General features: G+C 39.1%; 11 protein-coding genes and 1 pseudogene. 7 read left to right on the top strand and 5 right to left on the bottom strand.

Annotation, left to right across the window (positions count from 1 at the left end):
• The 7 genes from F981_RS22705 to F981_RS22675 all read left to right on the top strand — a co-directional run.
• A partial coding sequence (locus tag F981_RS22705) for a multicopper oxidase domain-containing protein (RefSeq protein WP_004726746.1) occupies nt 1-681 on the top strand: 681 nt, incomplete at its 5' end.
• Nucleotides 668-1,588, top strand: coding sequence for a copper resistance protein B (locus F981_RS22700; protein ID WP_004726744.1), 921 nt, complete (start codon nt 668-670; stop codon nt 1,586-1,588). The genes F981_RS22705 and F981_RS22700, both read left to right, overlap by 14 nt.
• Nucleotides 1,589-1,611: 23 nt before the next feature.
• Nucleotides 1,612-2,094: a hypothetical protein gene (locus F981_RS22695; RefSeq protein WP_004726741.1), complete on the top strand. Its 483-nt coding sequence runs from the start codon at nt 1,612-1,614 to the stop codon at nt 2,092-2,094.
• 80 nt (nt 2,095-2,174) lie between these two features.
• Nucleotides 2,175-3,479: a TolC family protein gene (locus F981_RS22690; RefSeq protein WP_004726739.1), complete on the top strand. Its 1,305-nt coding sequence runs from the start codon at nt 2,175-2,177 to the stop codon at nt 3,477-3,479.
• The gene (locus tag F981_RS22685; protein WP_004726737.1) at nt 3,479-4,978 is read left to right on the top strand and encodes an efflux RND transporter periplasmic adaptor subunit; all 1,500 of its coding nucleotides are present in this window, start codon (nt 3,479-3,481) and stop codon (nt 4,976-4,978) included. The genes F981_RS22690 and F981_RS22685 overlap by 1 nt, the downstream gene beginning before the upstream one ends.
• Nucleotides 4,979-4,991: 13 nt before the next feature.
• Entirely contained in the window at nt 4,992-8,138 is a 3,147-nt protein-coding gene (locus F981_RS22680) for an efflux RND transporter permease subunit (RefSeq protein ID WP_004726735.1), read from the top strand.
• 33 nt (nt 8,139-8,171) lie between these two features.
• Nucleotides 8,172-8,537 carry a copper-binding protein gene (locus F981_RS22675; protein ID WP_004726733.1) on the top strand — a complete coding sequence of 122 codons (366 nt, stop codon included), beginning with the start codon at nt 8,172-8,174 and terminating at the stop codon, nt 8,535-8,537.
• Nucleotides 8,538-8,730: 193 nt separating this feature from the next.
• On the opposite strand, the pseudogene F981_RS22670 reads toward F981_RS22675, so the two are convergent.
• From F981_RS22670 to F981_RS22650, 5 genes and pseudogenes are all read right to left on the bottom strand, one after another.
• A pseudogene (locus F981_RS22670) lies at nt 8,731-9,231 on the bottom strand (IS3-like element ISAba29 family transposase); the annotation flags it as partial.
• 626 nt (nt 9,232-9,857) lie between these two features.
• Nucleotides 9,858-11,123 (bottom strand): type II toxin-antitoxin system HipA family toxin, encoded by a 1,266-nt coding sequence (locus tag F981_RS22665; RefSeq protein ID WP_000934717.1) that lies wholly within the window; start codon nt 11,121-11,123, stop codon nt 9,858-9,860.
• Nucleotides 11,123-11,428 carry a helix-turn-helix domain-containing protein gene (locus F981_RS22660; RefSeq protein ID WP_000366814.1) on the bottom strand — a complete coding sequence of 102 codons (306 nt, stop codon included), beginning with the start codon at nt 11,426-11,428 and terminating at the stop codon, nt 11,123-11,125. The genes F981_RS22665 and F981_RS22660 overlap by 1 nt, the downstream gene beginning before the upstream one ends.
• Nucleotides 11,429-12,348: 920 nt before the next feature.
• Complete coding sequence (locus tag F981_RS22655) at nt 12,349-12,606, bottom strand: hypothetical protein (RefSeq protein ID WP_004726728.1); 258 nt, start codon at nt 12,604-12,606, stop codon at nt 12,349-12,351.
• Between the two features lie 349 nt (nt 12,607-12,955).
• Nucleotides 12,956-13,552 (bottom strand): putative adenosine monophosphate-protein transferase Fic, encoded by a 597-nt coding sequence (locus tag F981_RS22650; protein ID WP_004658347.1) that lies wholly within the window; start codon nt 13,550-13,552, stop codon nt 12,956-12,958.
• Nucleotides 13,553-13,564 lie beyond the last annotated feature (12 nt).

Raw genomic sequence — 13,564 nt, 5'->3', positions numbered from 1 at the left:
GATATGTCTTCTATGAAAGGCATGAATCACGATATGTCTTCTATGAAAGGTATGGATCATGATATGTCTTCTATGAAAGGTATGGATCATGATATGCCGATGAATAGCGCTACTGTTAAGGCGGCTTCAGACAAGAATGATAATACCGTATTTGGATGGGCAAATGCTTCAACACCTGAAGGTAATAAAGCATTGCAATATAGTGATTTGCAATCGTTAGATCCTCAAAAAGACACTCGTGCAGCTGAACGTGAAATTGAAGTACGTCTTGGTGGAAACATGGAGCGTTATATTTGGACAATAAATGGTAAAAAATTTAATGAAGCCGACCCACTAGTGGTGAAGTATGGTGAACGTATTCGCTTAAAATTTGTCAATGACAGTATGATGGCTCACCCAATGCACTTACATGGCATGTTTATGCAGCTTGAGAATGGTCAGGATCCAAGCAATATGCCAAACAAACATACGGTAATTGTTCCACCTGGGAAAACGATAACCACGCTACTCACAGCTGATGAGTTAGGTGAGTGGGCTATTCATTGTCACCTGCTTTACCATATGAGTGCAGGAATGATGAATAAACTCATTGTAGCTCAAGTGGAAGATGGTAATTCTACAAAGACTGTTCCTCAGTCCCAAGTAAATGAGAAGGGAGTAAATCCACATGCAAATCACTAAGAATTTCTTCTCAAAAACAGTCTTATCAATTGCATTAATAAGTATATCAAACTTAACTTTTGCTGATAACAGTACTTCGCAACAAGAAAGTAATATTACAAATGGTATGAGAGTCTTATTACAGGAGTCTGGTGGCTTAAGATATAGCCCCCAAGAATTGTATCCAGAATATTATTCAATGGAAAATGCAAATGGGGGAGATAATATTATTCTGACCGCAAGAAAGAGATCAGCCCCATCTCAGGATGATCATCTTAAAGAACATGGCGGGCAAATTTATCAACTAACAAGACTTGAAAATGCATGGATAGTTGATGAAGACGGTAAGGGCAACCTAGGAACAAGGTTTGATACTTTAATTGGGACAGATGAAAATCGTCTATTTATTGAAGCCAATTCGGAAAAGTCAGAAAGCAGTGATATTAATTATGATATATCTGCACTCTATAGTCGTAATGTAGCCCCATTTTGGGATATACAAGCTGGTGTAAGATATAGCGAAGATAAAAATAGCAGCAACAGTGATCGAGTTGATGGTGTTATTGGTGTATTAGGATTAGCTCCTTATTTCTTTGAAACACAAGCTTATTTATACGGTGGCGAGAATAACTTTTGGGGAGCAAGTTTTGAATTAGAACGTGATTTGCTTTTAACTCAGAAACTTATTACTCAACCTTATATCGAAGCAGATGTAATATTTAGCGATGATTCTAACTATGCTGCAAAATCAGGTTTATCAGAACTAAAAACTGGTATCAAAACCCGATATGAGATTACTAAGCGAATTAAACCTTTCATTGATGTTGCTTACCAATATGAAAAAGGACAGAAAGCCACTTCTATGCAAGAGGCAACAGAGTCTGAAAAGGGATGGAAATATGGTGCAGGCATCGAATTAGTTTTTTAAAATAGTATGATTTGGATTCATGAATGGTAGCTTCGGCTACTATTCATGAATTATTACTATTTATTTTCGAATCTGTAAAACTAAAAAAGCTTAATTTTTGGTCTATTTTTATGCAGTGGTTAAAAACATGCCTATCGCTGTTTTTATCGTTTGCTATCCTTTTAGTAGGATCGGCTGCTGCTGCTTCGTCTGTACATAAGCGGTGTTTAATGCCATCTGAACAGATGAAATCCATGCAAATGGAAGCATCTCAAAACCAGGATATGATGCATACCGACTGTATGAAAGTTGAAGCAAAGGTCAAAAAAACGCTACATGATCCTTCCTGTATGTCTGAGCAAGATTGCATTATGTCTTTTGCCAAAATTGCGTACGCCAGTGATCCTCAAAGCATTTTGCACTCAACGGTATTCTCACCCGTAGAGCGATCAGTCTTTTATTTTCCAGATCAAAATCTTCCTGCTCCATACCCTTCAGGTTTATGGAAGCCCCCACGCTCTAACTAATTTGATAATTCTTCGTCATTCATAGCATTTTTTATGGATGTTCTGCGCGTGCGCGTGTATATCATTTTAGAGCTAAAAATATGAACTTTTATAAAGAAAAGCTATCCCCGGGGGGGAGATGGCAGATAGCTACGATCTGTTTCTCTTTGATCTATGGTCAAGCTTATGCCGAGCCACTGACATTGGATACAGCTTTGAAGCTTGCTGAGCAATATGCACCTACCCTAAGAGCAAATAGTGCTCAGATTGAGGGAGCTGAGAATATGGTTTCAGCTTCAGGTATTTTACCCAACCCTAAACTATTTGTGGGCTTAGAGAATTACCCTGTATCCGGTGATGCTGCATGGTCTGTTACTCAAGATGGCATGACCATGCAGAAAATTGGTGTTATGCAAGATTTTCCAAACCGCGCCAAAAGGCAAGCCGATGTAGAGTTAGCGAAAGCTGAATTGGGTTCAGCCAATGCTCAAACTGAGATTTTACGTATTGAGTTACGACAGAAAGTCGCATCAGCATGGTTTAAGCGCTTTTATCTTGAGAGAAAATTGGCGTTATATGATGATCTTTTCTCAGAAAATCGCTTGCTTTCTCAAATTTCTCAAACACAAGTTACTTCGGGTCGAACTATGGTTGCTGATGCACTTGATCCAAGACTTGAAAGTAATGTTCTACTCGATCAAAAAGATGATTTACTTCGAGATTTAAAAAAGGCCAAGTTAGAACTACATCGACTGGTAAGTGCAGAACCAACTGAAAACATCTCTCAAATTGAAACCTTATCTACCCAAGCACCAATAATCTCTCTTGATACATCAAAGTTGTATCATCACTTGCACCAACATCCTGAGTTAAAAGCTTATCAGGCTGAAAAGAAAACGGCTGAAGCAAAACTTAGGCAAGCTCAAGCTTTGCAAAAACCAGATTGGGGCATTGAGTTTGCTTATCAGCATCGAGCACCTGAGTTTGGCGATATGATCGGTGTGCAACTGACAACTGAACTCCCTGTTTTTTCAAAAAAACGGAGTGGTCCACTCATTCAAGCAGCTTTAGCTGAACAAAACCGGATTACTGCCGATCAAGAGGTTAAGTATCGTGAACATCTCACCTTGTTAGATGAAGGGTTATCTGATCTTGACGCTCTTGACCAACAAATTAATCGCACGATGCAAAAGAGTATTCCTCTTGCCAAACAAAAAGTGGGTTTACAGTTAGCAAGTTATCAAGCGGGGAAAACTAATTTGACCAATATCATTACCGCCCGACAAGCTCTTCTAGAACAACGATTGCGTCTCATTGATCTTCAACAACAACAGGCAATTACAACAGCACAACTCTATTTTACTTTTGTCGAACCTACCTTAAATCATGTTGAGGGGCAGCCATAATGTTAAAAAATAAACTGGCAGTGACTGTCATGGGTATTGCTGCAATTAGTTTGGCTGTAGGCGGTGGTACTGGATATTGGTTTGCACAACAGAACGAGAGTCCTCAATCGACATCGGCAAGTCAGCAACAGGATGCCAAAGTATTGTATTGGTATGACCCTATGAAGCCAGAACAGCATTTTGATAAGCCAGGCAAGTCTCCATTCATGGATATGCAATTGGTGCCTAAATATGCAGACGAAAATACTGCGATGACGGATGAAAGTCGTCCTACAGTCAAAATAGATCCATCTCTTCAACAAAATTTAGCCATCCGTTACGGCACAGTTGAACAGGCTGTAATTGGAAATGCCATGTTTACTAATGGCATATTACAGGCTAATGAACGGCAAACAGCTATTTTACAAACTAGAGCAAGTGGCTTTGTTCAGCGAGTGTATGGGCATGCTGTAGGAGATATGGTAAGGCAAGGGAGTCCTATTGCTGATATTTCAATACCCGAATGGACTGGAGAGCAAACTGAATTTTTAGCTGTGCTCCGTACTGGAGATCGTTCCCTTATTCAAGCAAGCCGTCAACGTTTGCAGCTTTTAGGAATACCACAAAATGTGATTCATCAAGTTGAGCGAACTCGTCGAGTGCAATCTAATATAACTTTGCAAGCTCCCATTAGTGGATTTATTGATTCACTAGAAGTCCGCAATGGAATGGCTTTAGCTATGGGGCAAACGCTGGCCATCATTAAAGGGATTAACCCAATCTGGTTAGAAGCAGCAATACCTGAAACACAAATTGCTGGGATAAAACGAGGAAGTAAAGTCGAAGTTACTTTTACAGCATACCCTCAAATAGTCTCGGGTAAAGTAATTGATATCTTACCTACCTTAGATACTACTAGCAGAACCATAAAAGTTCGTATTGAATTACCTAATAAAGAGGCACAGCTCAAACCGGGGATGTTTGCCTCTGTCAAACTATCTAGCAATCCTCAAAGCAGTTTAATAGTTCCAGAGCAGGCTGTTATCCGTACAGGCACCCGTAATATTGTCATTGTGGCTCATGAGCAAGGACGTTTTGAACCTGTTGTTGTTCAGTTAGGGCAAAGTGATGGAAATAAGATTGCAATTTTAGAAGGTTTGAAAGTAGGTCAAAAAGTTGTAATTTCAGGACAATTCTTGATTGACTCTGAAGCAAATTTACAGGGCGTACTCGATAAGCTGAATACTGGAAAATCTATTACCCCCTCTCAAGCAGTTAAGACATCAAAATATCAAGGCATTGGAAAAGTTGAAAAAGTCACAGCTCAGGAAGTTACTATTTCACATCAGGCTATTCCTGAGTTGGGCTGGGGTGCTATGACCATGAGCTTTAAACAGCCCGTACAACCATTTACCCGAATTCAGCAAGGTGACCAGGTCAATTTTAGTTTTACAAAAGTTGGAGATGCTTATGTCATTTCTGACATTTCAAAGATGTCTATGGCATCTTTGAAGAACTAACGGGAGAACTATTATGATCGCCCGTATTATTCGTTTTTCAATTTTGAATCGTGTATTTGTCTTATTGGCAGCTTTAATTCTGGCAGCTTGGGGTGTTTGGGCTGTAAAAAATACTCCGGTTGATGCTTTACCAGATTTATCTGATGTGCAAGTGATTGTCAGAACTAATTACCCAGGTCAGGCACCACAAATTGTTGAAAATCAGGTGACGTACCCTTTAACAACAACGATGTTATCAGTACCTGGTGTTAAAACTGTTCGTGGTTATTCTTTTTTTGGTGATTCATTTGTATATGTCATTTTTGACGAACATACAGACCTCTACTGGGCACGGTCACGTGTTTTGGAATACTTGAATCAGATACAAGGAAAAATGCCTGCGGATGCGAAATCATCATTAGGGCCAGATGCTACAGGGGTTGGCTGGATTTATGAATATGCATTAGTTGATCCAACAGGACAACATGACCTTTCACAACTGAGAAGCATACAAGACTGGTTTTTAAAGTATGAACTAAAGACATTACCCAATGTGGCTGAGGTTGCTACTATTGGAGGGATGGTTAAACAATATCAAGTTGTTTTAAACCCAAGCAAAATGGCGTCATTAGGTATTACTCAAGATAATGTCATTGAAGCGATTCAAAAAGCTAATCAAGAAACGGGTGGTTCAGTCTTGGAAATGGCTGAAACCGAATATATGGTACGAGCCACTGGTTATTTAAAAACATTAGATGATTTTCGCCAGATCCCACTACGGACAAATCGTTTTGGTGTTCCAGTTACTTTGGGTGATATTGCAACGATACAGCTTGGACCAGAAATGCGTCGTGGTATCAGTGAACTGAATGGACAAGGTGAAACTGTTGGTGGCGTTGTGATTTTACGAGCAGGTAAAAATGCACGTGAAACTATTGCTGCTGTTAAAGTAAAGCTCGCGGAATTACAACAGAGCCTACCAAAAGGTGTGCAGGTGGTTCCCGTATATGATCGTAGTCAATTGATCGATCGGGCTATAGAGAATCTCAGCCATAAATTGATTGAAGAGTTCATTGTGGTGGCTTTAGTCTGCGGACTGTTTCTATGGCATTTACGTTCAGCAATGGTGGCTATTGTTTCTCTACCACTTGGGATTTTATCGGCTTTCCTGGTCATGTATTATCAGGGGTTAAATGCCAATATTATGTCTCTGGGTGGTATTGCCATTGCGATTGGGGCCATGGTCGATGCTGCGGTGGTAATGGTAGAAAATGCACACAAACATATAGAAGCTTGGCAGCATGAGCATCCTGATCAAATCTTAGCACCACAAGAACGTTGGGATATTATTGCTCGGTCAGCCAGTGAAGTTGGTCCAGCTTTATTTTTCTGTCTACTCATCATTACCTTATCCTTCATTCCTATTTTCACCTTGCAGGCACAAGAGGGACGCTTGTTCTCACCATTGGCATTTACCAAAACTTATGCCATGGCAGCGGCAGCTGGTTTATCCATTACGTTAATTCCAGTATTGATGGGGTATTGGATCCGCGGGAAATTACCCTCAGAACAACGTAATCCACTAAATCGTTTTCTCATCAAAATATACGGTCCTATGTTGGATAAAGTTTTAGCTTATCCAAAGACGACATTACTGGTTGCATTGCTTATTTTTCTAGTGAGCCTTTACCCTCTGACCCGTTTAGGTGGAGAATTTTTACCTAAAATGGATGAAGGCGATTTACTATATATGCCGTCGGCTTTACCGGGATTGTCCGCAGCCAAAGCTTCTGAACTGCTACAGCAAACAGATAGGATGATTAAAACCATTCCGGAAGTTGCAACGGTATTTGGTAAGGCTGGACGAGCTGAGTCAGCTACAGACCCAGCGCCTTTGGAGATGTTTGAAACAACAATTCAATTTAAGCCTCGATCTGAGTGGCGTGCTGGGATGACACCTGAAAAATTGGTGAAAGAACTTGATAAGGCAGTTCAGGTGCCGGGTTTAACGAATATTTGGGTACCGCCTATTCGTAACAGGATTGATATGTTGGCGACTGGGGTTAAAAGTCCCATCGGAATTAAAATTTCAGCAAACAATTTACAAGATATTGATCGGGTCGCACAACAAGTTGAACAAGCAGCTAAAACGGTATCTGGTGTTAGCTCAGCTTTAGCTGAACGGCTCACGGGTGGCAGGTATATTGATGTTGATATCAATCGTATGCAAGCTGCACGATATGGTCTTAATATTGATGATGTACAGCAAATTGTGTCATCAGCGATAGGTGGAAAAAATATTGGTGAAACTGTTGAAGGGTTAGCACGGTACCCCATTAATGTACGTTATCCACGAGAGATCAGAGATTCCCTTGAAGCATTAAGAAATTTACCTGTTGTTACCGAGTCAGGTCAGCAAATTATCTTAAGTAGCGTTGCCAATATCCAGATTACAGATGGCCCTCCAATGCTAAAAAGTGAGAATGCTCGCCCAAGCGGTTGGGTTTATGTAGACGTACAGGGACGTGACTTAGCTTCAGTTGTACAAGATTTGAAACAAACCATTGATTCGCAAGTCAAACTTTCTCCTGCTATGAGCATCAGCTATTCAGGCCAGTTTGAGTTTATGGAACGTGCAAATGCGCGTTTAAAAGTCATCATTCCAATTACTTTGATGATCATTTTTCTATTGCTCTACCTGATCTTTAGACAAGTACAAGATGCTGCTCTGATTATGTTGACTCTACCTTTTGCCTTAATTGGTGGTATTTGGGCCATATACTTGAGCGGTTTTCACTTTTCAGTGGCAATTGCTGTTGGTTTTATTGCACTTGCCGGTGTTGCCGCTGAGTTTGGTGTAGTCATGTTGTTCTATTTGAAGCAAGCAGTTGAACATGCACAGCAAAACCTATCTTCTTCAACGACATCCTTAACGGAGCAACAACTCAATGATGCAATCCGAACAGGAGCTGTACTACGCGTTCGTCCTAAAGCCATGACGGTTGCCGTCATTTTGGCAGGCTTAATTCCTATACTTTTAGGGACTGGGACAGGTTCTGAATTGATGAGCCGTATTGCTTTACCTATGGTTGGGGGCATGATTTCAGCTCCTCTACTGTCAATGTTTGTTATCCCGGCTGTATATCAGCTTTTAATCAAAAGAAAACGATCAACACATTGATCGTTTTATTATTTCGTCTAAAGAGGTTTTATTATGTTGAAATTCATGAAAATTATTGCTCTTGTTACCACTATTGCTGCATTAAGCGCATGTAGTAAAAATGAAGCATCAGAGCAGAAGAAAGCAGACGCACCTATGGAGCAGATGAATAAGGAGTCTTCTACCGCTACAACGGCTCAAGCCGTTGGGGTGATTACTGCTATTGATACGAAAGAAAATATTTTAACACTCGACCATGAAGCAATTCCTGCGATTAATTGGCCAGCAATGAAGATGGGCTTTAAAGTTGCTGACCCATCCTTATTAAATGGTTTAACTGTAGGAGATAAAGTTGACTTTGAATTAAAAGCAGAAGGAGAAAATTATATAGTCATCACTGTGAAGGCTAAAAATCTATAACAGCCTTAGTATATGATGCCAGTAGTGCTATATCCTTTAGACGCTATTGGCATTTTTATAGAAAATTAAATAAGATCGCTTTAAAAATTTCAATTTTAATAATTCAATTTTCGAATGTTATTTTATCAATTCCACTGTAAGGCAAGAAAGCATTTGAACCGTACCGGGTTTGTCGGAGAGTTTTTTATTTAAGTTAGGCCACCTGACCTAACGGGTTAATCTTATCATAGTACATTGCTTCAAAATCAAAAGGTGATACATAACCTAGTGCACTATGTACACGCTCTTTATTGAACCAATCTACCCAATTTAGTGTCGCAAGTTGTACATCCGCTAAACCTTGCCAATCTGCTTTTAGATATTCAATCACCTCTGTTTTGTATAAGCCATTCACCGTTTCAGCCAAAGCATTATCGTATGAATCACCAGTTGTACCGACTGATGCCCGTAAATTTGCAGCTTCTAAACGATTGGTATAGCGAATAGAAAGATATTGAACACCTCTATCGGAATGATGAATCACATTCTTTGGCATGCCTCGATCGTGCAATGCTTGCTCAAGTGCATCGAGCACCATATCTGTATTCATCCGTGTAGATACTTTCCATCCAACAATTGCTCGTGAGAACACATCAATAATAAATGCAGTATAAACCCAGCCTGAATGAGTTTGAATATACGTAAAGTCACTGACCTGAGATACCGTCTTGGTAGTCAATCAGGTTTTGAGATTATTCGACCAATAAATAACACTAAATATAAAAAAAATGGAAGAATAATTTACTAAGTTATTGTTTTTAATTTGATCCTTGTTTTATATGGGGGTGATAATAACTTCTGATTACTAGTTTTTACCTTAAATATACCGATTGAAAGATTCATTTAAAGGCTATGAATACATGAGTTTTACAGTTTGGCTAGGTCAGCATGAGTACTTTTCACAAGATTTAAGATCGACCATGAACGTGATTAAGTTATAGGGGATTGATGAAATAGTTTTTATGAATTTCTGGCTTTCTGGGCTGATTTTATCAAATTCATGTCTATGCAAAATTGCGACATATTTCTCGTGCTGGTAGTTATCCAGAGTTTGGTCTGCATCTATCCATAGTGCAGACCTTTTTTTGGTGACAGTTTTTTCTTAGTGATTTTCGATCTGGATGTAGTGATTTCACGTTTGCAGAATATATCTTAGCGGTGATCCATCTAATATTCGTGATTATAAAGAGAGCTAATTCACAGGTTCTACAGATTATGTAGCGACTAACTATATCAAAGTCTATTTGCAGTTGATGGTTGGCGCTTAGTTTATATTTACGCTTAGGTTTCAGTTAAAAAATCAATATTCTGTTGAATCCGTGATTGAATCATCTGTAGGGTAGATTCTCGAATTTGATGGGGATACAGGCGCTGCGCAATTTGACTAAATTGAAGTGCAATTTCACGCATGGTCAAGATGATCTCATCGACTTCTAGAGTAGTCAGATTAGCTTCTGAAGTACCGAGTTTATGTATGTCATTTCGGGAAATATTGAGCGCTTCTCCCATAATGTCCATTTGATGATAACCACCTGGACCCTCGCAGAAGGTCACATCATAGGCTGGAGCCAATTTCCATTGACCATTTTTCTCCATGAGAAATGAAAAGTTCTTAGTATGGTCATCCCGATTATTGAAAAGCACATTAAACACAGCACGTTTAAAAGCATGCAATCTTTCTCGTACATCTTGCGTACACATCAAGGTTGCCCGGAGAAAATTGCGATAGTCTAGGCTACCTGGAACTTTATAGTCTGCTCCTGTATATGCAGCCAAACTCTGCATTGGAATCCGCATACCATTTTGACGATCGAATCGTTTAGAAGCAAAAGCCGTTAAACCATTGGGCAAATTAAAGAAATGGGTATCTGGAGTCTCAATTGCACAAAGTCGCAAACATTCTGCATAGACGGCTTCAATGGCGCAGACTTCAGGATGCTCTTGCTGAGCAGGAAACTTAATCAGCCAGGCTTCATGTTGATCAGAATCTTGAGTCGAAAACTCTAAATTGACAGGATCTCGGTAAACCAACGCTTTTGGTCTGGCACCTTGAGGGGAGCCACCCATGACCAATAAATGCTGTAGAAATTCACCACCTTCACCTTTGAGTACTTCTTGAACTTCCTGGGCCAGTTGTTGTAAAGGGATATTTTCTGAGGTTTGCATGTCAGCAACACAAGGTTCAAAGGAGAGGGCACCCATTGCGTGACTACTAATATAGGTCAGACGCTCCAAAGGTCCAATTCGTGCTGAATTTAAGCCAATTTTTTTGAAATATCGATCCATCAACATCATGCCCCAACCATCTGGTAAAGCGTCATAGACTGGACCTGGGAGTCCCATTTGATGAGTAGGAAAACCTTGTCTGAATGGTAGACCTTTTAAAGGCAGCAAGTAAGAAGAGAGCTCAACACCTTGCTGTATTGCTTCTGGACTATATTCAAAAGCAATGGTGGGTCTACCTGTCGTGGCTGTTGAACTAATCAGCGTTCCCCATAACCATGATTCGCCCCAACCGTTGTAATAAACATTAAGTCTATTGAGCATTATCCCTTCCTCTTAATACGGTGGCGCTTACTTTGACTCTCATAGCGAAGAATGTCATTCACACTGTTAAGCTGAGGTTTAAATAGTTCCTGAAGTTCGTTTAATCGACCCAAGACCATTGCAATACGGACTAAATTTTCAACAGATACATTTCGTCCCGCTTCAAGATTCGAAACTGTATTCACGCCGACACCAGCGCGTGCTGCTACCTCAGCTTGAGACATCTCCAGAAAGAGTCGTTGCTTACGTAAACGCTCACCTAAAAGAGTCACAACTTCTTCTGGTTTAGTGAAATATAAATCCATTAAATTGGGTCTTAAGAATGAATAATTTAATTAAATCACAAAATAATGGAATTAATCTATAGCTATAGTGTGGCTAAGGAGGGCTTTGTTGCACAGCACATCAGAAGGGTAGGTATAGTCCTTGGGTATCGGTTACAGAAAATCATCAGGATGTACTTTGACTGATTGTTGATACGGAGATTTCAGTATTTTCATTTTTCCTAATAGGTCACATTACTTAGAAAGGGTTCTTCGAAAATTAGTTCATACTTTAAAAATCCTATAAATATTGAGGATATTTTCTTAATGCTTTCAATATAGCATGCGGCTATATGTAACTCGAACGGGCTTAATCTGCCTTTCAGTATAAATTTTTTGGGCGTGAGAGGGGAGAGGTGTGAGGGCAAGCAATTTATATCGTGGATACTTCTAAATTACTTATGTAATAGAAGGTGGTAAACATGGATTTAGAGGTAATAACACTAAATATAAAAAAATTGGAAGAATAATTTATTAAATTATTGTTTTTATGTGGTTATTGGTGATGTTATGAATAATAATAACTTTTTTCTTGATGAATTTTACCTAAAAAAATTGATCAGATAATTTTCTTTAAATGTCATGCATACATAAATTTGACAGTTTGAAGGGATCGGTATGTGCATTTTTCACAAGGTTAAAGATCGACCATAAATGTGATAAACGGCAGAGGATCATTGAAAAATGAATGGATTTAAACACTACATGTATGCACGAAAAAAAGTATCGCTGCGGTTCTGCTGACAGGCTGTATTGAGCATTGAATGCAAATGATGTAGTAATTGTCTACAGGCTATAGGACCAGCATGAAGAAGAATGAAATGTAGTTGCCAATTTATAACCTTGGTTGAAAAGCATAGCATTGTTATTCGGAGAAGTGAGGTAAGCCATCCTTCTCTTATTCATTTAAAATGATTCTTACTCAACTGATCTCGACTCATGGGCTGGTTCCAATTAGACGGATAATAACTTCCATCCCCTATCTTTTTCTTACCACATTTCTTGCATTTAATCCCTTCTTTGGAGATTTGATTCAGCATCACTGTTGTCGGTTGAATCAAATCAATGACATAGTTCGTTGGTTCAGGAAAAGCAGAAGAGGCTGCTTTATTGCAAAAGAGAACATTCGGATCAAATGGATTGGATTGCACAAAAGCCATGATACAGCCACAGAGTAATTCACCTGCATGTAATCTGTAACATCCATTCAGGTCATCAGACGAAGATTAATCTGAAATTTAAGCACTAAACGCCATAAATCTATGTATGGGCAGACTTTTTTGAGACATATGTTGATAAACATGCGGCAAGTTACATTGCTTAAAAGTCTATCTAAGTTAACGATCTATTCAATTCTGGATAAGTAATCTGAATATTACGATCCTAAATTACCCGAAGAGTATTAAGATTTCTAAGAATCGTGATTGTTGGTTCATTTGGGAAATTAATCAGTGGATTGAAGCAAAGATGATGGCTCATTAAGGATTGTGGGCTTCGACTACTTAAATTTTAGGTATTTTGAATAAAGCATATTTCAAAAATCTTAATTAATGGATTTAAATTACCATAAAAACCTTCAATATTGGCTTGAATCCATTGTTGTTGAGAGTCAATGCGAGACCAATCAATACCATAACCACAATGAGCAATCAGATGCTCAAAGAAAATCCGTTGTGTACGTCCATTACCTTCACGGAATGGGTGTATGACATTAAGCTCACAATACAAGTCGGCAAGTTGAGGAATCAGTTGTTGTGGTGCTAAGCCTTGAAAGTATTTTTTTTCTTGAAGCGGTTTGAGTAGTTTATTGGTTTCAATTTCAATACGGGAAAAATTACAAAAACGGGTGTCACCTTTGGAAATATCGATTTGTCTTAACTTTCCTGCCCAGTCGTATAAGTCGCCAAAGAGCTGCGCATGAATTGATTTTAAGTATTGTAAGTCGTAAGGTGGTTCAGCATATTCAATTAAGTTACTTGCCAATCCAGACAGTTCTAGTTCAGCTTGTTCTAAAATTTGTTCATCATGAATATTGAGTTTGTTCTTTAGGATATTTGTGCCAGGGTAACAATACAGGCTGTCACCCATTTCCCCATATTTATCCATACATGCACCTGA

This window comes from Acinetobacter guillouiae CIP 63.46 (assembly GCF_000368145.1).
Classification (GTDB): Bacteria; Pseudomonadota; Gammaproteobacteria; order Pseudomonadales; family Moraxellaceae; genus Acinetobacter; species Acinetobacter guillouiae.
The sequence above is the reverse complement of the archived record's forward strand: the minus strand, read 5'-3'. Positions and strand labels throughout refer to the sequence as shown.

Excerpts from the sequence above, each read along its gene's own strand:
- F981_RS22690 (WP_004726739.1), top strand. The coding sequence starts at position 2,175 with ATGAACTTTTATAAAGAAAAGCTATCCCCGGGGGGGAGATGGCAGATA.
- F981_RS22660 (WP_000366814.1), bottom strand. The coding sequence starts at position 11,428 with ATGGATTTATATTTCACTAAACCAGAAGAAGTTGTGACTCTTTTAGGT.
- F981_RS22650 (WP_004658347.1), bottom strand. The coding sequence starts at position 13,552 with ATGGATAAATATGGGGAAATGGGTGACAGCCTGTATTGTTACCCTGGC.
- F981_RS22675 (WP_004726733.1), top strand. The coding sequence starts at position 8,172 with ATGTTGAAATTCATGAAAATTATTGCTCTTGTTACCACTATTGCTGCA.
- F981_RS22680 (WP_004726735.1), top strand. The coding sequence starts at position 4,992 with ATGATCGCCCGTATTATTCGTTTTTCAATTTTGAATCGTGTATTTGTC.
- F981_RS22655 (WP_004726728.1), bottom strand. The coding sequence starts at position 12,606 with ATGGCTTTTGTGCAATCCAATCCATTTGATCCGAATGTTCTCTTTTGC.
- F981_RS22685 (WP_004726737.1), top strand. The coding sequence starts at position 3,479 with ATGTTAAAAAATAAACTGGCAGTGACTGTCATGGGTATTGCTGCAATT.
- F981_RS22665 (WP_000934717.1), bottom strand. The coding sequence starts at position 11,123 with ATGCTCAATAGACTTAATGTTTATTACAACGGTTGGGGCGAATCATGG.
- F981_RS22695 (WP_004726741.1), top strand. The coding sequence starts at position 1,612 with ATGGTAGCTTCGGCTACTATTCATGAATTATTACTATTTATTTTCGAA.
- F981_RS22700 (WP_004726744.1), top strand. The coding sequence starts at position 668 with ATGCAAATCACTAAGAATTTCTTCTCAAAAACAGTCTTATCAATTGCA.